This is a genomic window from Nonomuraea ferruginea, from assembly GCF_039540635.1.
GTDB classification, from domain to species: Bacteria; Actinomycetota; Actinomycetes; order Streptosporangiales; family Streptosporangiaceae; genus Nonomuraea; species Nonomuraea ferruginea.
In genome coordinates, this window is record NZ_BAABFD010000006.1 from 187,746 (window position 1) to 208,776 (window position 21,031).

22 protein-coding genes are annotated in these 21,031 nt (G+C 71.2%); 9 read left to right on the top strand and 13 right to left on the bottom strand.

The window, feature by feature from the left end; genetic code table 11:
- Positions 1-65: 65 nt before the first annotated feature.
- The 4 genes from ABD999_RS13840 to ABD999_RS13855 form a co-directional block, all read right to left on the bottom strand.
- Complete coding sequence (locus ABD999_RS13840; protein ID WP_271276111.1) at positions 66-773, bottom strand: type II secretion system F family protein; 708 nt, start codon at positions 771-773, stop codon at positions 66-68.
- On the bottom strand, positions 770-2,167 hold the full coding sequence (locus tag ABD999_RS13845) for a TadA family conjugal transfer-associated ATPase (protein ID WP_378525350.1): 1,398 nt from the start codon (positions 2,165-2,167) through the stop codon (positions 770-772). The genes ABD999_RS13840 and ABD999_RS13845 overlap by 4 nt, the downstream gene beginning before the upstream one ends.
- Positions 2,164-3,204 carry a septum site-determining protein Ssd gene (gene ssd / locus ABD999_RS13850; RefSeq protein ID WP_271276110.1) on the bottom strand — a complete coding sequence of 347 codons (1,041 nt, stop codon included), beginning with the start codon at positions 3,202-3,204 and terminating at the stop codon, positions 2,164-2,166. The genes ABD999_RS13845 and ssd overlap by 4 nt, the downstream gene beginning before the upstream one ends.
- A gap of 710 nt (positions 3,205-3,914) precedes the next feature.
- Positions 3,915-4,697 carry a Fic family protein gene (locus tag ABD999_RS13855; protein ID WP_271276109.1) on the bottom strand — a complete coding sequence of 261 codons (783 nt, stop codon included), beginning with the start codon at positions 4,695-4,697 and terminating at the stop codon, positions 3,915-3,917.
- Positions 4,698-4,945: 248 nt separating this feature from the next.
- Here ABD999_RS13855 and acs point away from each other — a divergent pair, with 248 nt between their 5' ends.
- From acs to ABD999_RS13875, 4 genes are all read left to right on the top strand, one after another.
- Positions 4,946-6,919: an acetate--CoA ligase gene (gene acs / locus ABD999_RS13860; protein ID WP_271276108.1), complete on the top strand. Its 1,974-nt coding sequence runs from the start codon at positions 4,946-4,948 to the stop codon at positions 6,917-6,919.
- Between the two features lie 278 nt (positions 6,920-7,197).
- Positions 7,198-7,644, top strand: a complete 447-nt coding sequence (locus ABD999_RS13865; protein ID WP_271276107.1) for a phage holin family protein — start codon at positions 7,198-7,200, stop codon at positions 7,642-7,644.
- Complete coding sequence (locus tag ABD999_RS13870) at positions 7,634-8,554, top strand: alpha/beta fold hydrolase (protein ID WP_219544805.1); 921 nt, start codon at positions 7,634-7,636, stop codon at positions 8,552-8,554. The genes ABD999_RS13865 and ABD999_RS13870 overlap by 11 nt, the downstream gene beginning before the upstream one ends.
- Entirely contained in the window at positions 8,551-9,009 is a 459-nt protein-coding gene (locus ABD999_RS13875; protein ID WP_271276106.1) for a DUF309 domain-containing protein, read from the top strand. Before ABD999_RS13870 ends, ABD999_RS13875 begins: the two co-directional genes overlap by 4 nt.
- Here ABD999_RS13875 and ABD999_RS13880 read toward each other — a convergent pair.
- Positions 9,006-10,199, bottom strand: a complete 1,194-nt coding sequence (locus tag ABD999_RS13880) for a MarP family serine protease (protein WP_148036290.1) — start codon at positions 10,197-10,199, stop codon at positions 9,006-9,008. The genes ABD999_RS13875 and ABD999_RS13880 overlap by 4 nt on opposite strands.
- An 82-nt stretch (positions 10,200-10,281) precedes the next feature.
- Between ABD999_RS13880 and ABD999_RS13885 the strand changes: the two genes are divergently transcribed.
- Positions 10,282-10,800: a HEAT repeat domain-containing protein gene (locus ABD999_RS13885; RefSeq protein WP_219544804.1), complete on the top strand. Its 519-nt coding sequence runs from the start codon at positions 10,282-10,284 to the stop codon at positions 10,798-10,800.
- On the opposite strand, the gene ABD999_RS13890 is transcribed toward ABD999_RS13885, so the two are convergent.
- Both ABD999_RS13890 and nth read right to left on the bottom strand, forming a co-directional pair.
- Complete coding sequence (locus ABD999_RS13890; protein WP_271276105.1) at positions 10,777-11,424, bottom strand: NUDIX hydrolase; 648 nt, start codon at positions 11,422-11,424, stop codon at positions 10,777-10,779. The two genes, ABD999_RS13885 and ABD999_RS13890, sit on opposite strands and share 24 nt — an antisense overlap.
- A gap of 39 nt (positions 11,425-11,463) precedes the next feature.
- Positions 11,464-12,195, bottom strand: coding sequence for an endonuclease III (gene nth / locus ABD999_RS13895; protein WP_271276104.1), 732 nt, complete (start codon positions 12,193-12,195; stop codon positions 11,464-11,466).
- Between the two features lie 349 nt (positions 12,196-12,544).
- Between nth and ABD999_RS13900 the strand changes: the two genes are divergently transcribed.
- A complete protein-coding gene (locus ABD999_RS13900) occupies positions 12,545-13,225 on the top strand; it encodes a Crp/Fnr family transcriptional regulator (protein ID WP_148036286.1) in 681 nt (226 codons plus the stop codon).
- On the opposite strand, the gene ABD999_RS13905 is transcribed toward ABD999_RS13900, so the two are convergent.
- The 4 genes from ABD999_RS13905 to sp36 all read right to left on the bottom strand — a co-directional run bounded on the left by ABD999_RS13905 (position 13,207) and on the right by sp36 (position 15,467).
- Positions 13,207-13,995: an MBL fold metallo-hydrolase gene (locus tag ABD999_RS13905; RefSeq protein ID WP_271276103.1), complete on the bottom strand. Its 789-nt coding sequence runs from the start codon at positions 13,993-13,995 to the stop codon at positions 13,207-13,209. The two genes, ABD999_RS13900 and ABD999_RS13905, sit on opposite strands and share 19 nt — an antisense overlap.
- Positions 13,992-14,768, bottom strand: a complete 777-nt coding sequence (locus ABD999_RS13910; RefSeq protein WP_148037237.1) for an NUDIX hydrolase — start codon at positions 14,766-14,768, stop codon at positions 13,992-13,994. Before ABD999_RS13910 ends, ABD999_RS13905 begins: the two co-directional genes overlap by 4 nt.
- A gap of 88 nt (positions 14,769-14,856) precedes the next feature.
- Entirely contained in the window at positions 14,857-15,315 is a 459-nt protein-coding gene (locus tag ABD999_RS13915; RefSeq protein ID WP_148036284.1) for a RidA family protein, read from the bottom strand.
- Positions 15,312-15,467 carry a Sp36 family protein gene (gene sp36, locus ABD999_RS13920; RefSeq protein WP_090945153.1) on the bottom strand — a complete coding sequence of 52 codons (156 nt, stop codon included), beginning with the start codon at positions 15,465-15,467 and terminating at the stop codon, positions 15,312-15,314. Before sp36 ends, ABD999_RS13915 begins: the two co-directional genes overlap by 4 nt.
- Before the next feature lie 76 nt (positions 15,468-15,543).
- Here sp36 and bagA point away from each other — a divergent pair, with 76 nt between their 5' ends.
- Both bagA and bagB read left to right on the top strand, forming a co-directional pair.
- A complete protein-coding gene (gene bagA / locus ABD999_RS13925) occupies positions 15,544-16,545 on the top strand; it encodes an ATPase BagA (RefSeq protein ID WP_271276102.1) in 1,002 nt (333 codons plus the stop codon).
- Entirely contained in the window at positions 16,542-17,669 is a 1,128-nt protein-coding gene (gene bagB / locus ABD999_RS13930) for an ATPase BagB (protein WP_219544801.1), read from the top strand. The genes bagA and bagB overlap by 4 nt, the downstream gene beginning before the upstream one ends.
- 44 nt (positions 17,670-17,713) lie before the next feature.
- Here the strand turns inward: bagB and ABD999_RS13935 are convergent, their stop codons facing one another.
- On the bottom strand, positions 17,714-18,010 hold the full coding sequence (locus ABD999_RS13935) for a WhiB family transcriptional regulator (RefSeq protein ID WP_148036282.1): 297 nt from the start codon (positions 18,008-18,010) through the stop codon (positions 17,714-17,716).
- A gap of 241 nt (positions 18,011-18,251) precedes the next feature.
- Between ABD999_RS13935 and ABD999_RS13940 the strand changes: the two genes are divergently transcribed.
- Complete coding sequence (locus ABD999_RS13940; RefSeq protein WP_271276101.1) at positions 18,252-20,507, top strand: transglycosylase domain-containing protein; 2,256 nt, start codon at positions 18,252-18,254, stop codon at positions 20,505-20,507.
- A gap of 45 nt (positions 20,508-20,552) precedes the next feature.
- Here ABD999_RS13940 and ABD999_RS13945 read toward each other — a convergent pair whose 3' ends face one another.
- A complete protein-coding gene (locus tag ABD999_RS13945) occupies positions 20,553-21,008 on the bottom strand; it encodes a GatB/YqeY domain-containing protein (protein ID WP_271276100.1) in 456 nt (151 codons plus the stop codon).
- Positions 21,009-21,031 lie beyond the last annotated feature (23 nt).

Genomic DNA, 21,031 nt, shown 5'->3' on the forward strand with positions numbered 1-21,031 from the left:
GCTGTGACGGAGGTCGGGACTTTCCGCAGCGGATGGGTTTTGACGCCTGGCCTTGTCAGGGCGGGTCAGGGGTTCACCGCTTTGGTGGCCATGCGGTGGGTCCACCAGAGGCCGCAGGCGTCCAGGGAGATGCCGGCGGCGAGGCAGAGGAGGCCGGGGAGGCCGCCCAGCAGGAAGGTGAGGGGACGCATGCCCAGGGCGGCGGCCATCAGGAGGCCCAGCGCCGGGAGGATGGCCAGCATCCTGGCTGTCGTGCGAGGGCCGGCCAGTTGGGCGGCGACGTCCTGCCGGTGGGCCTGGGAGGCGCGCAGGGTCGCCGCCACGCGGTCCACGAGGGCGCTCAGGCCTGCGCCGACCGTCACGCTGACGTCCCAGCAGGCGGCGAGGCGGCGCAGGCCCTCGCCGCCCTCCTCCGGGGCGGCCCGGAGCAGGGCGGCGGAGACGTCGCCGCCGTCTCTGGCCGCGGCCGACACGGGGCGGAGCGCGCCGGGGTCCGGCAGGTCGACGGCGTCGAGTGCTCTGGACAGGGCCTCGCCGGGGGTCCGCCCCGCTGACAGCTCGGCGGTCATGGCGTGGCACAGCTCGATCGACGCGCGGCGCCAGGCGTCGGCTCGGCGTGACCTGCTCGGGCGAGCGAACAGGGCCTTCAGGCTGGGCGGGCGCGGCCCGTCGTCGTGGTGGGTGAGCCTGGCCAGACGGAGGGTGGCGGCGTCGGGGCTGGTCCAGAGCCAGACGGCGAGGGCGATGAGGAAGGCGGCGGCCACGACGGTCATGACGCGGACTCCTCGGGAGAGGGAGCCTGGCCGGTGGGGAGAGGGCGAGGGCTCCCGGACGGCGACACTTCTCGCGAGGCCGGAGACGTCGGGTGATGGCGAGGGCTCCCGGACGGCGGGGCTTCTCGCGAGGCCGGAGACGTCGGGTGGTGGCGGAGGCTCCCGGACGGCGGGGCTTCTCGGGAGGGCGGAAGGGGCGGGGAGTCGCCCGTCAAGGTCGTGTAGGCGGGGCCTGGGTGTGCGTGGCCTTCGGGGGTGAAGGTCACGGCGGGGATGGCTCGTACGAGGTCGTCGTCGGTTCTGGTCAGGAGGCGGATCTCGGAGATGCGGCGTCTGCCGTCGGTGCGGCTGCGAGTGAGGTGGATGACGACGTCCAGGGCGGCCGCCAGCTGGCTGTGGACGGCTTGTCTGCTGAGGCCCGCGGCGCAGCCCAGGGCCTCCAGGCGGGGCGGGACGTCGGCGGCCGTGTTGGCGTGGAGGGTGCCGCAGCCGCCCTCGTGGCCCGTGTTGAGGGCCGCGAGGAGGTCGACCACTTCCGCGCCTCTGACCTCGCCGACCACCAGGCGGTCGGGGCGCATGCGCAGGGCCTGGCGGACGAGGTCGCGCAGGCCCACGCCTCCCGCGCCCTCGACGTTGGCGGGTCTGGACTCCAGGCGGACCACGTGCGGGTGGAGCGGGCGGAGCTCGGCGGAGTCCTCGACCAGGAGGAGGCGTTCGCCGGGGTCGGCCAGGGACAGGAGGGCGGAGAGGAGGGTCGTCTTCCCCGTGCCGGTGCCGCCCGAGATCAGGAAGGCTCTCCTGGTGGTGACCAAGGTGGTGAGGATCGGGACGGCGGCAGGGGTGATGGTCCCCGCCGCCACCAGGTCGGGCAGGGTGAACGTGCGGCGGGGCGGCAGGCGCAGCGAGACGCAGGTGCCTCCCGAGGCGATCGGGGGGAGGATCGCGTGGAGGCGGACGCCTCCGGCGAGGCGGGCGTCCACGTACGGGGAGGCGTCGTCGAGGCGGCGGCCCGCCGCGGCGGCCAGGCGCTGGGCGAGCCTGCGGACCGCGGCGTCGTCGGTGAAGGTGACGGGGGTGAGGCGCAGGCCCCTGCCGTCGTCGACCCATACCTCGCGGGGGCCGTTGACCAGGACGTCCGTCACTTCGGGCGCGGCCAGGAGCGGCTCCAGCGGGCCCGCGCCGATGAGGTCGGCGCAGAGGGCCCGGGCGACGGCGAGGATCTCGGCGTCGCCGTAGACCGCCCTCTCGGCGCGGAGTGCCACGGCCACCTGGGCGGCCGTGGGTTCGGCCCCCGCTCTGGCGAGGCGTACGCGGACGGCTTCCACGAGCTCGGGGGTTACCTGCACGGTGGTCTCGATTCGGGTGGGATCGCGGGCGGCGGCCGAAGGGGTCACGCCGGGAGGAGGTCGTGGAGGAGCGTCGTGCAGAGGGCGCCGAGGGTGGTGCGGGGGCCCAGTCTGGGGAGTTCGCCGCGGTTGAGCGTGGCCGTCAGGCGGGGGTGGTCGGGCAGGTGGGCGGCGGCGGGGATGGACAGGGAGGCCGCCGCCGCGTCGGCGTCGAGGACGCCGGGGCGGATGACGGCGCGGATGTCGGAGGTGTGCTCGGCCGCCTGCCGCAGGACCTGGGCGGCGGACAGGACCCCGCGGACGTCGGCCGTGACCACCAGGAGGGTGGTGGTGGCCCTGCCCAGGGCTTCGGCGGCGGCCGCGTCGAGGTGGCGGGGAAGGTCGACGATCACCAGGTCGAAGCCCCGGCGGCCGGCTTCGAGGACCGAGCGCATGGCCTCCCTGGGGATGGGGCGGACCTCGCCCCGGTGGAAGGACAGGACCGCGAGGTCGCCGAAGCAGGGAAGGGCTCCTTGGAGGGCCGAGGAGCTGATGCGGCCCTGCCTGGCCACCAGGTCGGCCCAGCGGGCCCCCTGCGTCTCCTCCTGGCCCAGAAGGGCGTCCAGGCCACCGCCCAGTGGGTCGGCGTCGACCAGGAGGGTGCGGAGGCGGTCGCCGGAGGCTCTGAGCGCCAGGCACGCCGACAGGACGCTGGCGCCCGCGCCGCCCCGGCCGCCGATGACGCAGAGGACCGCCCCAGACCGCGGGTGGGGCTCCATGGCGTCGGCGAACTCCTCGACCAGGCGGCGCTCCTCGTCGGGGAGGGGCACGACGGCCTGGGCGCCGACCGAGACGCAGCGGCGCCAGGTGTCGGGGTCGTCGGGGGCGCGGGTGACGAGGAGCACGCGGTCTCTGGCGGGAGGGGCGCAGGCGGCGACGGCGTCGGCGAGGTCGGCGCCGACGACCACCAGCGGGGCGAGGCTCCAGAACGGGCGGGCGTGGGCCGGCGCGTGGGCCACGTCGATCTGGGCGCCGGCCGCGGCGGCGACGCGGACCAGGTCGTCGAGCAGGTCGCGGTCCTCGGTGATGACCAGTGGGCGATTCATCGGACTCCCTCGGGGTCGGGGAGGTCCGACCATGCCCGGGACGAGGCCGGGCGCGGGGAGGCGAACGCGGTTCTGGGGATGACGCCGCAGGCCGTGCACAGGCTGTGGACGACGGCTACGGGCGAAGTCCGGAAATGGGGCGACCCCCGCCGGGGGGGAGAGCGGGGGTCGCCTGTTCGGTCCGGCTCCGGGGGGGTAGAGCCGGTCCCGTTTCAGAAGAAAGCTTTCATCACTTCACCGGAGCATGGCAAGGGACTTGGAAACCCAACCCATGCGCAGTCACTCCAGTTTCTGGTGATACCACCGTATGCTGCCCGATCCACTCGAGTTTCGTCGAGGCGCAATCTGGTATTTCCGCCAAGTTTTTTCGTAATCGCATAACGATCACATAAAGCCGATCACGGACAGTGATCATCACGGCTTGATAACCACGCCCCGTACCGCGACGCCGATCCGCCACACCGGACACGCGGCCAACCTCCGGTAAAGGTCTTGCTCCCGGGGGTTCCCATCAGGGCTGATCCGTCATAGAAAGGTGTCACGGACCAGTGGTCCGGGTGCGTCAACCGGGTACCCACGCGCGACCAGCCGCGGGAGGCGCGTCGTGACGGGCTTGACCCGCTCCGACGAATTGAGGTGCACGCTTGGTAACCCGGCGTGATGCACCGGCGGACGGCGTCTCTTGACAGAGGCGCCGTCAGCTACGTTTCTCAGCCTCTTTGCATGGCTTCGCAGATGGCGACCGCTTCCCGCACCCCCAGGCTTACCGCAGAGGCACATTGCTGTATCCACTGGGCCACGCCCTCGGGTGTGCCGCTCAGATAGGCCCGCAAGCCCTCGGCGTACGGCAGCTCCAGATGCCCCACCTCGACGGCCACCAGCGACTTGGGGTCGAGCCCGTACTCCACCAGCGTGAGCCGCTCGGCGGCGCGCGCCACGACGCCGTCGGCCGTGCCGAAGGGTCGCAACACCGCCAGCTCGGCGTGCACGACGGCGGCCAGCACCAGCGCCGGGGCGGCCTTGGTGGCGCCGTCCATAAGCCAGATCAGGCGCTCCATCCGGGCCGCGGTCTCCTCGGCGGACGGCGCCGCGCCCAGGCCGAGCGGGTCGGGAGCGGCGTCGGCGGTCCGGGGCCGGCCCAGCGCCTCCTGGCCGGTCAGTCCGGCCGCGGCGACGGTGTGCAGGCGGGCCAGCACCTGCCTGGGGGCCTTGCGCCAGGTCGGCCCGAGGCGGCCCAGCTCCGCGGAGGCGCGCAGCGCCCCCTGCACGACCGGGTCGTGCGCCTCGTCCCTGCGCAGCGCGTCGAGCGGGACGTCCGCGCCCTCGATCGCGGCGGACGCGCGGGCGCCGCGCAGCGACGACTCGGTGGACACGGCCGGGCTCGCCCGGCGCAGGACGCGGTGGCGGTAGAGCCGGTCGACGGCCTCCCGTGCGGCGTCGACCGCTTCGGACACGCCGGGAAGCCGCGCGAGGGCGGCCAATGGGTCACTCACGGATATCGACCATACCCGCGGGTAGAGGATCACTCTCGCGGGGCCCATAAAGCCGCCTCCAATTGGCGCGCTCCAAGGGAGACATTTCAGGATGACAACGTTTCAATAGCTTTTGTCATTCAAATCGGCAAGCTGTCGACTTCCTGCGCCGAACGGTACAGACCTGTCTAGACCTCTTGTGTGGGGGTGCTGTGACCTGGTGAAGTGGGACATGACCTACCCGATCTGGCCCTAGAAGGAGCGCGAAGGTGGCCCCGGAGACCCCTGGCAAAGAGACCCAGGCCCTGTCCAACTTGCTGCAGGAGAACCGCCGGTTCGCGCCACCGGCCGAGCTGGCGGCGGCCGCGAACGTCACCGCCGCCGCTTACGCCGAGGCGGACGCGGATCGCCTCGGCTTCTGGGAGCGTGTCGCCGAACGGCTGACCTGGGCCAAACGCTGGGACACCACGCTCGAGTGGAACACGCCCTTCGCGAAGTGGTTCGTCGGCGGCGAGCTGAACGTCGCCTACAACTGCGTCGACCGGCACGTCGAGGCCGGCCACGGCGACAAGGTCGCCTACTACTGGGAGGGCGAGCCCGAGGACGACTCCCGGGTGATCACCTACGCCGAGCTGCAGGACGAGGTCTGCAAGGCCGCCAACGCCCTGCGCGAGCTGGGTGTGGGCAAGGGCGACCGGGTGGCCGTCTACCTGCCGATGATCCCCGAGCTGCCGATCACCATGCTGGCCTGCGCGCGCATCGGCGCCGTCCACTCGGTGGTCTTCGGCGGCTTCTCCTCGGCGGCGCTGAAGAGCCGCATCCACGACGCCGACGCCAAGCTGGTCGTCACCGCCGACGGCGGCTACCGCCGCGGCGCCCCGTCGGCGCTCAAGCCGACCGTGGACGAGGCCGTCGCCGAGAGCCCTCAGGTGGAGAAGGTCCTGGTGGTCCGGCGCACCGGACAGGACGTCGCGTTCGGCGACAAGGACCTGTGGTGGCACGACGTCGTCGACCGCCAGAGCACCGAGCACACCGCCGAGCCGCACGGCGCCGAGGACCCCCTCTACATCCTCTACACCAGCGGCACCACCGGCAGGCCGAAGGGCATCCTGCACACCACCGGCGGCTACCTGGCCCAGACGGCCTGGACGCACGACGCGGTCTTCGACCTGAAGCCCGAGACCGACATCTACTGGTGCACCGCCGACATCGGCTGGGTGACCGGCCACTCCTACATCGTGTACGGCCCGCTGGCCAACGGCGCGACGAGCGTGATCTACGAGGGCACGCCCGACACCCCCCACCGCGGGCGGTTCTGGGAGATCGTGCAGAAGTACAAGATCTCGATTCTCTACACCGCGCCCACGGCCATCCGCACGTTCATGAAGTGGGGCGACGACATCCCCGCCAAGTTCGACATGTCGAGCCTGCGCGTCCTGGGCTCGGTGGGCGAGCCGATCAACCCTGAGGCGTACGTCTGGTACCGCGCGAACATCGGCGGCGACCGCTGCCCGGTGGTCGACACCTGGTGGCAGACCGAGACGGGCGCCATCATGATCAGCCCGCTGCCCGGCGTGACCCACGCCAAGCCGGGCGCGGCCATGCGCCCGCTGCCCGGCATCGTCGCCGACGTGGTCGACGACCAGGGCAACAGCGTGCCCGACGGCGGCGGCGGGTTCCTCGTCATCCGCGAGCCGTGGCCGGCCATGCTCCGCACGATCTGGGGCGACGACCAGCGCTACATCGACACGTACTGGTCGAGGTTCGACGGGATGTACTTCCCCGGCGACGGCGCCAAGAAGGACGAGGACGGCGACCTGTGGCTGCTGGGCCGGGTCGACGACGTCATGCTCGTCTCCGGCCACAACATCTCCACCACCGAGGTGGAGAGCGCGCTGGTCAGCCACCCGAAGGTGGCCGAGGCGGCGGTCGTGGGCGCCACCGACCCGGTGACCGGCCAGGCCATCGTGTCGTTCGTCATCCTGCGCGGCACGGTCGAGGAGAGCGACGACATCGCGGCCGAGCTGCGCGCGCACGTGGCCAAGACGCTGGGCCCGATCGCCAAGCCCCGCCAGATCCTGGTGGTGCCCGAGCTGCCCAAGACCCGGTCCGGCAAGATCATGCGGCGGCTGCTGCGCGACGTGGCGGAGAACCGGAGCATCGGTGACGTCACGACGCTGGCCGACAGCACGGTGATGAACCTGATCTCGGAGAAGCTCCCGTCGGCCAAGGCCGAAGACTAGAAGCCCTCGTACGCGACCCCCTGCCCTGGATCATCCGGGCGGGGGGTCGCTCGTGTGCCGGACCGGCTCGGCGCTATGTTCTCGGATCGGGTAGATCTGGGAGTGATTGCGGGGCGCGTGGTGGGCAGGTTCCTGGGATGTTCGGCCGGGGCGGCGAGGCAGTCAGGCGGGCTCCACGGGTGGGACGCGGCGGTGGGGCCGGGTCCCATACGGTATGCGGGCGTCGCATCCCGCTGACGATGATTGACACGGCCATCAGGCCTCGATAGGAGACGTTCATGCCGCAGACTCCCGAGGAAGAATCGCTGGGCTCGCTCGTCGCCCAGGCGAGCGATCACATCTCGACTCTGGTCCGTTCGGAGATCGAGCTGGCCAAGGCCGAGTTCAGGTTCGACGCCAAGCGGGTCGGCACGGCCGGGGGCCTGTTCGCCGCCGCCGCCTTCATGGCCCACCTGTGCCTGATCCTCGCCTCCTTCGCGATCGCCTTCGTGCTCGCTCAGTGGATGCCGACGTGGGTGGCCTTCCTCGCCGTGACCGTCTTCTACCTGCTTGTCGCGGCTTTGCTGGTCTACGTCGGAATCCGCAAGCTGAAGGGGCTGGCCGGGATGAAGCGGACCGCCCGGTCGCTGAAGGGCCTCAAGGAGATCGCCCATCCGGATGAGGTCCCGGTGGCGGACGATCGACCGGTCCCGGTCAAGAGGCCGGTGACACCCGGTGGCGTCTGACGAGGCCGTCGTCCAGATCGAAGGCCCTTGGACGCACCGCACGGTGCACGCGGGGGGCACGCGGTTCCACGTCGTGGAGGCCGGCGACGGCCCGCTGGTGCTGCTGCTGCACGGCTTCCCGCAGTTCTGGTGGACGTGGCGGCACCAGCTCAGGTCGCTGCCCGAGGCGGGCTTCCGCGCGGTCGCGGTCGACCTGCGCGGCTACGGCGGCAGCGACAAGCCGCCGCGCGGCTACGACCTGCCGACGCTGGCCGCCGACGCGACCGGGCTGATCAAGGCGCTCGGCGAGACCGGCGCGATCGTGGTCGGCCACGACTGGGGCGGGCTGCTGGCCTGGACGATGGCCGTGCTCGACCCCAAATGCGTGCACCGGCTGGTGACGGTGTCCGCCCCGCATCCCCTGCGGCTGCGCAACGCGCTGCTGACCGACCCGTTCGGCCAGCTCAAGGCGAGCCGGCGGGCGTTCGGCTTCCAGCTTCCGCTGCTGCCCGAGCGCAGGCTGACCAGGCGCGGCGGCGCGCTGGTGGGCAGGCTGCTCGACGACTGGTCCGGGCCCGGGTGGCCGGACCAGGAGACCTCGCGTACGTATCGCGAGGCGTTCACGATCCCGGCCGTGTCCCACTGCGCGCTGGAGTATCACCGGTGGTTCGGCCGCTCGCAGCTCCGCCCCGACGGGCGGCGGTACGCCAGGGCCATGCGGACCGAGGTCGAGGCGCCGACGTTGCAGCTGCACGGGGCGCTCGACACCTGCACGCTGCCGCGCACCGCGCAGGGGTCGGGCCGCTACGTGGCCGCCCCGTACCGGTGGCGGCTGTTCGAGGGGGCGGGCCACTTCCCGCACGAGGAGATTCCCGACGTGTTCGACACCGAGCTGCTCGGCTGGCTCGACGACCCGGAGCCCGACCGATGAGAGACCGAGATCCGGAGGGCCGCCCGCGCAACGCCCGCCCGCGTGACGCGTTCGGCCGGCCGCTGCCGTACGGCTCGGAGGGCATGCCGAGGGTGCCCGACGACTACGCGCCCACCACCGGGCAGGCGGTCGCCGACGGCCGCCGGTTCCTGGAGGAGGGCCTGCCGTTCAGCGCGCACGAGGTGTTCGAGGGGCGCTGGAAGTGCGCCCCCGAGGAGGAGCGCGAGCTGTGGCAGGGCCTCGCGCAGATCTGCGTGGGCCTGACCCACCTGCAGCGCGGCAACGCGCGGGGCGCGCTGACGCTGTTCGCCCGCGGCGCGGCCCGGGTGCAGTCGTACGGCGACCCGTACGACGCGGTGGGCAGGGCGGCGTCCGGCCTGCACGACGACAGCGACGCCGCCGAGGCGGTCGCGCTGATCCTGGCCGAGCTGCCGGAGCCGGACGACCTGACCTAGTCGCACTGCTGGGTGTCGGCGGGGCTGGTGTCGTTCTTGCCCTGCTCGGCGTCCGGGCGGACCTCGTCGGCGGTCAGCGCGTAGCCGGTCTCCTCCTGGCTGACCGCGGCCGCGAAGATCACCCCGTACACCCGGCCGTCGACGGAGAGCAGCGGGCCGCCGGAGTTGCCGGGCAGCACCAGGCCGCGGATCGCGTACACCGAGCGGGTGACGTTGGTGTCGCGGTAGATGTCGGGGCTCTCGGCGTTGTTGATGCGGCTGCGGATGCGGGCCGGCTCGGCGGAGAAGCCCTGGCCCTTCGGGAAGCCGGCGATGATCGCGTTGTCGCCCTTCTCGGCCTCGCCGTTGAAGGCCAGCGCCGGGAGGTCGAGCCCCGGGACGCGCAGGACGGCGATGTCGCGGCGCGGGTTGTAGCGGACCACGGTGGCGGCGTGACGCCGGCCGCTGTGGTCGACGATCTGCAGGTCGCGGGTCACCCCGGCGACCACGTGGGCGTTGGTCATGATGCGGTCGCGGGCGTAGACGAAGCCGGTGCCCTCGATGTGCTTGTTGCAGCTCTCGGCGTTGCCCTGCACCTTGACGATGGCGCGGGTGGCCCGCTCCAGCTTGGCGCCCTTGAGGATGCTGCGGGGGGCCGGTTCGACGTCCACGAGCTGGCCCGCGCCGATCGCGTCGAACACCGGCGGGAACTCGGAGCGGTCGATGAACTTCTTGAACGGCTGCTGCCAGTTGCGCGCGGCCTGCGGGATCGCCTGGTCGACGGTGGTGAGCAGCAACGACCCTTTGACCTGGTCGACCAGCGGGGTGAACGAGGTCGAGACGATCAGCGACCCGATCAGCCACGCGATCACCAGGACCGACAGCGCGCTGGCGAACGTGCCCCCGACCGCGTCGGCCACCTTGGCGGGCTCCCACGTGACGTGCGAGCGCACCACGGCCCCGATGGTCGAGGAGGCGAACTGTCCGATCGTCGCGGCCAGGAAGACGATCACGATGGCGAGCAGCGCCTGCGGCGTGTCGCCGTCGACGACGGTTCGGGAGATCGGCGGCGCGATGAACACCCCCAGGACGGCCCCGCCCACGAACCCGACGAAGCTCATCACCCCGATGATGAAGCCCTGCCGGTATCCCGAGATCCCGAAAGCGATCACGAGGCCGATCAATATGAGGTCAAGCAGATCACCGCGCACGCTTCAAAGCTAACCAGGGTCTGGGTCAAGTGTGCATGTCTTCTGCCAGGACCGCCCGCGGCCCGTGGCTAACGTGATCCGCATGCCGCCGTTCGAGGGAACAGTTCGTGGTCTCATCGAGGCAGCTCTGCGCGACACCGACCCGGACGGGCCGGTGCGCTGGCAGGTGATCAGCCGGCTGCGGGAGCGCGGCGATCTGGAGTGCTTCATCGAGGCCCGGCGGCTGTGCGCCGCCGACGGGACCGCCGAGCGGCTGCTGGGCGTCGACATCCTGGGCCTGCTGGGGGCGTACGTGGACCGCGCGCTGCCGATCCTGCGCTATCTGGCGGCCAGCGAGGACGACGCGGTGGTGCTGTACTCGGTGCTGATCGCCTTCGGTCATCTCGGGGACCCGCGCTCGCTGCCGTCGGTGATCGACCTGGCCGCCCATCGCGACCCGCGGGTGAGGTACGGGGCGGCCTACGCGCTGCAGCACGTGCTGGGCGACCCACCCGACCGTACGGGGCTGGCCGCGTTGCGTTCGCTGACCCTGGACGCCGACGCCGACGTGGCCGGCTGGGCCTCGCTCGGCGTGGCGCTAGCCACGGGCCGCGAGCTGTAGCACCTCGGGCGGGATCTCCTCCACCCGGTCGCGGTCCCACGGCAGCTCCATCGCGCCCTCGCGCAGCAGCCCGTCGAGCACCGCCGCGGTGAACCCCCACACGAGCATCCCGCGCACCCGGAAGGCCGGCCCGGCGAGCCCGGCCCGGTGGCGCAGCATGAGGCGGTTGGCCGGGTCGGTCAGCTCGGTCACCGGCACCCGCTCGACGGAGTCGACCTCGTCGGGCGAGGCGGCGTGCACCGCGCACGGGTCGTGCCACCAGCCGAGCACGGGGGTGACCCGGTTGTCGCTGTGGGAGAGGTAGAGCTCGGGCATGGTGCCGAGGACGGTGACGCCGCGCGGGTCGAGGCCGGTCTCCTCCTCGGCCTCGCGCAGCGCCGCGCCGATCGGCCCGTCGTCCTCGGGGTCGACGCCGCCGCCGGGGAACGCCGGCTGGCCGGGGTGGCGCCGTCCGCGCGTGCTGCGCTGGATCAGCAGCACGTCGGGGCCGTAGGGGCCGTCGCCGAACAGCGCCAGCACCGCCGCCCTGCGTCCGCCCCGCACGGGCGGGCGCAGCCCCGGGGGGACACGGGTCTGTACGGCGTTCGCGGCGAGCTGGTCAAGCCAGTGGGGCACCTCGGTCACGACTTCTCCAACACCGCGGGGATCACCGAACTTCCCCGCTCAGGAGAAGGGACCGGAACGCACCAGTTTGCGCGCCTCCTCGACGGCGGTCGGGCCGGTGCCGTACGAGGGACAGAGCGCCGCCAGCGGGCAGACGCCGCACGCGGGCCTGCGGGCGTGGCAGATGCGGCGGCCGTGCCAGATGATCCGATGGGAGAAGACGGTCCACTCGCGCTTGGGGATGAGCTCGCCGACCACCTGCTCGATCTTGACCGGGTCGGCCTCCTCGGTCCAGCCGAAGCGGCGCACCAGCCGCTGGAAGTGGGTGTCGACGGTCAGCCCCGGCACCCCGAAGGCGTTGCCGAGCACCACGTTGGCGGTCTTGCGGCCGACGCCGGGCAGCGAGACGAGATCGTCCATCTTGCGCGGCACCTCGCCGCCGAAGCGGTCGCGCAGCCCCTTGGCCAGCCCGATCAGCGAGCGGGTCTTCGCCCGGAAGAACCCGGTCGGCTTGATGATCGTTTCGAGGTCCTCGGGGTCGGCGGCGGCCATGTCGTCGGGCGTCGGATACTTGGCGAACAGCGCGGGCGTGGTCAGGTTGACCCGCACGTCGGTGGTCTGCGCCGACAGCACGGTGGCGACCAGCAGCTCGAATGAGTTGGTGAAGTCGAGCTCGCAGTGAGCGTCGGGGTAGGTGTCCGCGAGGATCCGGTTCATCTTCCTGGCCCGCCGCACCAGCCCCAGCCGGGTCTCCAGCTTGCGTCCGCGGGCGCCCGCCACGTTCGTCGCCATGCCGCAAGGGTATGGCCACCCGCCGCTTCCCGGGACATGACGCTTTCTTTCCGCGTACGAGGAGAGCCGGCCATGAGAAGGAAGATCATAAATCCCCTCTTCGGGGGATTGGGCCGTTTTTAACGGTGTATGTAACGGACTGGAGGGCTCTGAGCGGGGGATGAGTAAGCATGTTGACGGTTTTGTTCGTACACTTCGGCAGGAGGATCGCACGGCTCGTCGTGGGGGGAACCATTTCGAGCCCGGCACGCGGTTCATCCAGCCGCTGAGCGGCACCCCCGGGCGAGCCTGGCTCGCCAGGTGTGCCGCCCGGAGTGGTGTGCGTCACAATGGCAGCAGAGGAGGCAGAGTGAACACCGAAGACGTGCTGGGCAAGGCCCCCCTGTTCGCCGCGCTCGACCGGGAGAGCGCCGCGGCGCTCAGGACGAGCATCACCGAGGTCCAGTTGTCCAAAGGGCAGACGATCTTCCACGAGAACGAGACGGGCGACCGGCTCTACGTCGTGCTCGAAGGCAAGGTCAAGCTCTCCCGCACCTCCCCCGACGGCCGGGAGAACGTCCTCAGCGTGCTCGGCCCGAGCGAGATGTTCGGCGAGCTGTCGCTGTTCGACCCGCGTCCGCGCACGGCCACCGCGACCGCGCTGACCGAGGTGCGCCTGGCCGGGCTGGGCCACGACGACCTGCGCCCCTGGCTGACGGGCCGCCCGGAGGTGGCGCTCCACCTGCTGCGGGCGCTCGCCCAGCGGCTGCGCCGCACCAACGACGTGCTGGCCGACCTGGTGTTCACCGACGTGCCCGGCCGGGTGGCCAAGCAGCTGCTCGACCTGGCCGAGCGGTTCGGCACCAAAACCGACGACGGCATGCGCGTCCACCACGACCTCACCCAGGAGGAGCTGGCCCAGCTCGTCGGCGCCTCCCGCGAGACGGTCAACAAGGCCCTGGCCGACTTCGCGCACCGCGGCTGGCTGCGCATCGAGGCCAAGGCCGTGGTGATCCTCGACCACGACCGGCTCTACAACCGGTCCAGATAGTCGAGCTGGGCCCGCACCGACATCTCGGCCGCGGGCCAGAGCGACCTGTCGACGTCCGCGTACACGATCCGTACGATCTCCCGCGGCGTGCGCGCGCCCTGGCGCCGTGCCTCCTTGATCTGGTCGAGGCGCACCCGCCGGTGCGCGATGTAGCTGTCGAGCGCGCCGATCGGGTCGGGCAGCACGGGGCCGTGGCCGGGCAGCAGGGCCTGCGCCTCCAGGCTCTCCGCCGCCGCCCTGAGCCGGTCCAGGCTGCGCAGATAGTCGGCCAGGCCGCCGTCACCCGCGATGATCGTGGTGCCCCGGCCGAGCACGGTGTCGCCGGTCAGCATGGCCCGGTCCTCCGGCAGCCAGAAGCAGAGCGAGTCCGCCGAGTGGCCGGGCGTGCCGTACACGTGGATCTCCAGCCCGTCCACGACGACCACGTCACCGTCGGCGAGCCCTTCGTCGCCCAGCCGGTGGCGCGGGTCCAGGGCGCGCACCGGCGCTCCGACGAGCCCGGCGAACCGCCTGGCCCCGCCGCTGTGGTCGAAGTGCCCGTGGGTGAGCAGGATCTGGGTCACCCGGCGATCCCCCAGGTGGTCGCGGACCCGGAGCAGGTGCGCCTCGTCGTCGGGCCCCGGATCGACCACGACGACCTCCCGGCCGCCGATCACCCACGTGTTGGTGCCGTCGAGCGTCATGATCGACGGGTTGGGCGCGAGGAGGTTCTCCGCGTGCGCGGTGCGCGACCCGTCGGGCGTGTCGAGCGGGATGTGCAGGCCGCTCATGCCGACTCCAACCGGAACTCGCCGTCGACCTCCACGACCCTGGGCAGCACGGTGACGATCTCCCGCCGCTCGCCCAGCACCGACTCCACGCCGTCGTGGCGGGCCAGGTCGCCGAGGGTGCGGTACGTGGGGGGCATCAGGAAGATCTCGCCCCGGTCAGCCATGGCGAGGGCCTCGGCCGGGCGGCGCCACTCGACCTGGTCGGCCTCGCCGCCCACGTCGCGGGTGCGCTGGCCCTCGGGCAGCACGGCGACGAAGAAGCGGGTGTCGAAACGCCGCGTCTCGGCCTCGGGCGTGATCCAGTGGGCCCACGGCTTGAGCAGGTCGGAGCGGAGCACCAGGCCGCGCTTGGCGAGGAAGTCGGCGAAGCCGAGGCTCCTGTCGATGAGAGCCAGCCGGTCGGCCTCCCAGTCGTCGCCCCGGGTGTCGGCGACCACGGATTCGGGGCCGGGCCCGGCGAGCAGCACCCCCGACTCCTCGAACGTCTCGCGTACGGCCGCGCACACCAGGCCCCTGGCCACCGCCTCGTCGGCGCGGAAGGCCCGCGCCCACTCGGCGGGCGACGGCCCCGCCCAGGCCACGGCCTGGTCGGTGTCACGCGGGTCGACCGACCCGCCGGGGAAGACGTACGCGCCGGCGGCGAAGGCCATGGTCGCCTTGCGCCGCAGCAGGTAGACCTCGATGCCGCCCGCCCGGCCCGCGCGGAAGAGCGCCACGGTGGCGGCGTCCCGCGCGCGGACCGGGGCGACACGCCCGGACAGCACGTCTCTGATGTGTTCGGCGTGTTCCCGAGAGAACCGAAGACCAGCCACGATGACCTCCAACTAGAACATCACTCGGTCATAGTGACATATCCGGCGTTCAGGACACCTCGGCGATGAGCTCCACCTCGACCGGGACGTTCAGCGGCAGCGCCGCCACCCCGACCGCGCTGCGCGCGTGCTTGCCGGCCTCGCCGAACACCTCGCCCAGCAGCTCGCTGGCCCCGTTGGCGACCTGCGGCTGCCCGGTGAAGTCGGGGGCGCTGGCCACGAACACCACGGCCTTGACGATCCGCTTGACCTCGGCCAGGTCACCGACCTCCGCCTTCAGCGCGGCCAGCGCGTTGAGCGCGCAGATCCTGGCCGCCTCCTGGCCGTCCTCGACGGTGACGTCGGCGCCGAGCTTGCCGGTGAACCGCACCTCGCCCTTCACCACCGGGACCTGGCCCGAGGTGTAGACCAGGTTGCCGGTCCGCACGGTCGGCACGTACGCGGCCAGCGGCGCGACCACCTCGGGCAGCTCCAGCCCGAGGTCGGCGATCTTCTGCTCCGGAGTCACTGCTTCTCCCGCTTGAAGTAGGCGACCAGCTGCTCGGGCGTGGCGCCCTGAAGGATCTGGACCAGCTCCCAGCCGTCGGAGCCGAAGTTGTCGAGGATCATCTTGGTGTTGTGGATCAGCACCGGAGCCGTGAGGTACTCCCATTTCTTCATGGCCATCAGCGTAGTGTGAGCAATCTCCGGGGCACTCGTGGGCTTGCGTCAAATGACCGTTCGGTAGCCTCGAATCGTGGACTCTCGGGACACGGATTGGGACGGTGTGCGACTGCACGTCGTCACCGGCAAGGGCGGCACCGGAAAGACGACGGTGGCCGCCGCTCTCGCGCTCGCCCTCGCCTCGGGCGGGCACAAGGTGCTGCTCGTCGAGGTGGAGGGCAGGCAGGGCATCGCCCAGATCTTCGACCTGCCGCCGCTGCCGTACGAGGAGCGCCGCATCGCGGTGGCCCCCGACGGCGGCGACGTCTACGCGCTGGCCGTCGACCCCGAGGAGGCCATGCTCGAATACCTGGAGATGTTCTACGGCATGCGCAGGGCGGGCCGGGCGCTGACCAAGATGGGCGTGCTCGACTTCGCCACCACGATCGCCCCCGGCTTCCGCGACGTCCTGGTCACCGGCAAGACCAGCGAGGCGGTGCGCCGGCGCGGCAAGGACGGCAAGCGGGTCTACGACGCGGTGGTCCTCGACGCGCCGCCGACGGGCCGCATCACGCGCTTCCTGAACGTCACGGAGGAGGTCGCGGACCTGGCGAGGGTCGGCCCCATCAAGAACCATTCCGATCTCGTACGAGGCGTCGTGAAAAGCCCGGAAACAGCGGTGCATTTCGTGACTTTGTTGGAAGAAATGCCCGTCCAGGAAACGCTCGACGGCCTCGCCGACCTTCGCGCGGCCGGCCTGCCTCCCGGCGGCGTCTTCATCAACATGGTGCGCGAGCCGCTCCTCCCCCAGCCGGTCCTCGACAAGGCGGTCAAGGGCCGCGTCGACACCGCCGAGCTCGTCGCCGGTCTGGAGGCCGCCGGCCTGGCCACCGGCGGCGACGCCAAGGCCCTGGCCGAGGCGCTCGCCGAGGAGCTCGCCGAGCACGCCCGCCGCACCGAGATCGAACGCGACGAGCGCGAGACCCTCACCGCCGCCGAACGGCCGAGCTACGAGCTGCCGCTGCTGGCCGACGGGGTCGACCTCGCGGGCCTGTACGAGCTGGCCGAGAGCATCCGCACCCAGGGAGCAGCGTGAGAAAGCCCGCCACCCTCGACATCGACGCCATCCTCGACGACAGCGGCACCCGCATCATCGTCTGCTGCGGCTCCGGCGGCGTCGGCAAGACCACCACCGCCGCGGCGCTCGGCCTGCGTGCCGCCGAGCGCGGCAGGTGCGCCGTGGTGCTCACCGTCGACCCCGCCAGGCGCCTGGCCCAGGCGATGGGGCTGAGCGAGCTCGACAACACCCCGCGCCGCATCGTCGAGTGCGAGAGCGGCGGCCAGCTCTTCGCGATGATGCTCGACATGAAGCGTACGTTCGACGAGATCATCGAGGCGCACGCCGACCCGGAGCGGGCCCGCCAGATCCTGTCGAACCCCTTCTACCAGTCGCTGTCGTCGAGCTTCGCCGGCACCCAGGAGTACATGGCCATGGAGAAGCTCGGCCAGCTCCGCCGCTCCGACGAGTGGGACCTGATCATCGTCGACACCCCGCCGTCGCGCTCCGCGCTCGACTTCCTCGACGCGCCCGAGCGGCTCGGGAGGTTTCTCGACGGGCGGTTCATCCGGCTGCTCACCGCCCCGGCCAAGGCCGGCGGGCGCAGCGCCTTCCGCATCTTCAACGCCGGGTTCGGGTTCGTCGCCGGCGCGCTGACCAAACTGCTCGGCGCCCAGGTGATCAAGGACCTGCAGACGTTCGTGTCAGCGCTCGACGCCGTCTTCGGCGGCTTCAGGCAGCGCGCCGAACTCACGTACAAGCTGCTGCAGGCGCCCGGCACGGCCTTCCTCGTGGTCGCCGCGCCGGAGCGCGACGCCATGCGCGAGGCTTCCTACTTCGTCGAGCGGCTGGCCGAGGAGCGCATGCCCCTCGCCGGCCTGGTCGTCAACCGGGTGCACGAGTCACCGGCCGCGACGCTCTCAGGAGTGAGGAGCGCCGCGGCCGCCGAGGACCTGCAATCACGGGGCGAGCACGAGTTGACCGCCGCTGTGCTGCGGCTGCACACCGGGAGGATGCAACTCGCGGCTCGCGAGCACCGGGAGCAGGACCGCTTCGTGACCGCGCACCCGACGGTGCCGGTCGCCCAGGTCGCCGCGATGTCCGAGGACGTGCACGACCTGGCCGGCCTGCGCCGCATCGGCGAGCTCATGGCGAAGGCATAAGAGTGCGGCCGGCGACTTCGCCGGCCGCGCCTCGCCTGGACCGATCAGCCGGCGATCAGCTCGTTGGTCCGCTCGTACTCTTCCTTCGCGGACTCGAGCAGCTCACGCCACGAGTCCACGTCGGGTCGCCGCCGTAGCAGCGCACGCCGTTCGCGTTCGGTCATACCGCCCCACACCCCGAACTCGATGCGGTTGTCCAGCGCATCGGCGAGGCATTCGGTACGGACCGGGCATCCTCGGCAGATCAGCTTCGCCCTGTTCTGCGCAGCCCCTTGGACGAACAGCGCGTCCGGGTCCGCACCTCGACAGGCGGCACGGGAGGTCCAATCCGTGATCCACATTTTCGACCCCACTCCCCTTAGGTGGTCAGTCGTCATTTGGGGCCGACGGGCGCGGGCGCCGAGCCTCCGTATTCAGTTGCCGCAGGGAGAACGTACGCAACGAGACCTTCGGACCGACAGACCCCAGAGGACCAAATTCTCGCTGGACTCTTGACCGGGAATGACTAGTCACCCCTACCAGTCAAGGCGAAATGGTGTGGTGTTACCGTTAGCCTCACGCTTTCGACGTAGGCTTGGGACCGTGCAAGCTCAGGGCAAAGATCGTTTCGCGCCGATCCTGAACGTCATCAAACTGACGACGGCCGGCGTGGCCGCGGGCGTGCTCGCAGCCGCCGTCGCGCTGCCCGCCGTGGGCGGCGCGGGCGTCTCCGCCAAGTCGGCCGTGGGAGCGCTCGACCTCAAGCCCGAGGAGCTCGAAGAGCCACCGCTCTCCGAACGCACCAAGCTGGTCGACGCGAACGGCAAGCAGATCGCGCAGTTCTACTTCGAGAACCGCCAGTCGGTCAGCCTCGACAAGGTCGCCCCGATCATGCAGAAAGCCCTGATCGCGATCGAGGACTTCCGCTTCTACAAGCACGGGCCCATCGACATCGAGGGCACCGCCCGCGCTCTGATCAAAAACCTTACCACCGGCGGCGTCACGCAGGGCGGTTCTTCCATCACTCAGCAGTACGTCAAGCAAGTGCTGGTCAACGCCGCCGAGACCGACGAGGAGAGGGCCGCCGCCACCGCCACGACCGTCTCACGCAAGCTCAACGAGCTGCGCTACGCCATGGCGATCGAGCAGAAGTACACCAAGAACGAGATCCTCGAGCGCTACCTCAACATCGCCTACTTCGGCGCGGGCGCCCACGGCATCCAGGCCGCCGCCCGGCGCTTCTTCGACAAGCCCGCCTCCGAGCTCAGCCTCGCCGAGTCCGCCACCCTCGCCGGCGCGGTGCAGAACCCCGCCCGCACCGACCCCAACGTCGGCCCCAAGTCCAGGGCCCTGCTGCTGGAGCGGCGCAACGTCGTGCTCGACCGCATGGCCGAGGTCGGCGCGATCACCCGCCCGGAGGCCGACGAGGCCAAGAAGAAGAAGCTGGGCTGGAAGGACGTCGAGATGCCCGGCGGCTGCGAGGAGAGCTCATACCCGTACTTCTGCCTCTACGTGCAGAACGAGATCCTCCTCAACAAGGACTTCGGCAAGACCGCCGAGGAGCGGCTCAAGCTCCTCCAGCGCGGCGGCCTGACGATCAAGACCACGATCGACCCGAAGATGCAGAAAGCCGCCGAGAAGGCCATCAAGAAGTACGTGAGCCCCAAGGACAAGCCGGTGGCCGCCCAGGCGATGGTCGTGCCGGGCACCGGCGAGATCAAGGCCATGGCCGCCTCCCGCAAGTTCGGCAACTCCAAGAAGAAGAACGAGATGTCCTACAACCTGGTCGCCGACGCCGCGCACGGCGGCGGCCGGGGCTTCCAGCAGGGCTCCACCGCCAAGGTCTACACGCTGACCGCGGCGCTGGCGGAGGGCATGAAGTTCGCCGACGGCTTCCCCGCCCCCAACGGCTACCGCGCCACCGGCTACAGCTCGTTCAAGGACTGCAAGGGCAACGGCGTCGGCGACCCCTCCCACACCGTCAACAACTCCAGCGAGGGCGGCGGCGGCTTCAAGACGCTGGAGAGCGGCACCTGGGGCTCGGTCAACACGTTCTTCATGAAGCTGCAGCAGTCCGTCGGCCTCTGCGACACCGTCAAGACGGCCAAGAAGATGGGGCTCAAGCGGGCCGACGGCGGGAAGCTGGGCGAGTTCGAGACCTTCACCCTCGGCATCAACGAGGTCGACCCGGTGACGGTCGCCAACACCTACGCGACCCTCGGCGCCCGCGGCAAATACTGCGCCCCGCTGGCCATCACCGAGGTCAAGGACCGCGACGGCAAGGTCACCCGGTTCAAGCCCAAGTGCGAGCAGGTCCTGGACGAGAAGGTCGCCGACGCGGTCAGCGCCATCCTGTCCGGCGTGTTCACCAAGGGCACGATGAGCGGGGTCGGCGGCATCGGCCGCGACGCCGCAGGCAAGACCGGCACCACCGACAACTACACCGCCGCCTGGTTCGCCGGCTACACGCCCAACCTCTCGTCGGCCGTCAGCATCGGCGACCCGCGCGGCGCCTTCAGCCACAACCTGATCGGCGTGACCATCGGCGGCCGCTACTACTCGTACGTGTACGGCGCCTCGATCTCCGGCCCCATCTGGAAGGAATCGATGATCTCCGCCCTCAAGGGCGTGGAGCCGGCCAAGTTCCACTCGGCCGACCGGTCCCGCTTCGGCGGCTGCAGCGACAAGTGCGCGCCCAAGCCGAAGAAGAAGGAGCGCGACGACCGCGGCGACCGCGACTTCGACGACCTGCGCGACCTGTTCGACCGCGACAACGACCGCGGCGACCGGGGACGCGGCGGCGACAACAACCGCGGCTGGGGCGACTGGAACGAGACCGGCCTGGTGCCGGCCGACTGACTGACGGACGGGCCCGCTCCACCGGAGGCCCGTCCAGCCACGACGTCAGCCCGCCAGCCTGGCGCGCACGGCGGCGGCCACCCGGCCACCCTCCGCCCGCCCGGCGACCTTCGGGTTGACCGCCTTCATGACCTGACCCATCGCCTGCGGGCCCGAGGCGCCCGTCTCGGACACGGCCTCGTCGACCAGCCTGCCCAGCTCCTCGTCGGACAACTGGGCGGGCAGATACTCCTCCAGCACCTCTTCCTCGTCGCGCTCCGCCTGGGCCTGCTCGGCGCGGCCCGCGTTGCCGAACGCCTCCGCCGCCTCCCGGCGCTTCTTGGCCTCCCGGGTCAGCACCTTGATGATCTCCGCGTCGGTGAGCTCTCTCGCCGCCTTGCCGGAGACCTCCTCGACGTTCACCGCCGCCAGGGCCATCCGGATGGTCCGCAGCCGGAGCTCGTCCCGGTTCTTCATCGAGGCCGTCAGGTCGGCCTTCAGCTTGTCTTTCAGTCCGCTCATGCGGTCCATCTTGCCGCGTGCGC

What these genes read in the sequence shown, in the direction of transcription:
- ABD999_RS13885 (WP_219544804.1), top strand. Translation starts at nt 10,282, where the DNA reads ATGCCGCCGTTCGAGGGAACAGTTCGTGGTCTCATCGAGGCAGCTCTG.
- ABD999_RS13935 (WP_148036282.1), bottom strand. Translation starts at nt 18,010, where the DNA reads ATGTGGATCACGGATTGGACCTCCCGTGCCGCCTGTCGAGGTGCGGAC.
- ABD999_RS13865 (WP_271276107.1), top strand. Translation starts at nt 7,198, where the DNA reads ATGCCGCAGACTCCCGAGGAAGAATCGCTGGGCTCGCTCGTCGCCCAG.
- ABD999_RS13905 (WP_271276103.1), bottom strand. Translation starts at nt 13,995, where the DNA reads ATGAGCGGCCTGCACATCCCGCTCGACACGCCCGACGGGTCGCGCACC.
- sp36 (WP_090945153.1), bottom strand. Translation starts at nt 15,467, where the DNA reads ATGAAGAAATGGGAGTACCTCACGGCTCCGGTGCTGATCCACAACACC.
- ABD999_RS13875 (WP_271276106.1), top strand. Translation starts at nt 8,551, where the DNA reads ATGAGAGACCGAGATCCGGAGGGCCGCCCGCGCAACGCCCGCCCGCGT.
- ABD999_RS13945 (WP_271276100.1), bottom strand. Translation starts at nt 21,008, where the DNA reads ATGAGCGGACTGAAAGACAAGCTGAAGGCCGACCTGACGGCCTCGATG.
- ABD999_RS13840 (WP_271276111.1), bottom strand. Translation starts at nt 773, where the DNA reads ATGACCGTCGTGGCCGCCGCCTTCCTCATCGCCCTCGCCGTCTGGCTC.
- nth (WP_271276104.1), bottom strand. Translation starts at nt 12,195, where the DNA reads ATGGCGACGAACGTGGCGGGCGCCCGCGGACGCAAGCTGGAGACCCGG.
- ssd (WP_271276110.1), bottom strand. Translation starts at nt 3,204, where the DNA reads ATGAATCGCCCACTGGTCATCACCGAGGACCGCGACCTGCTCGACGAC.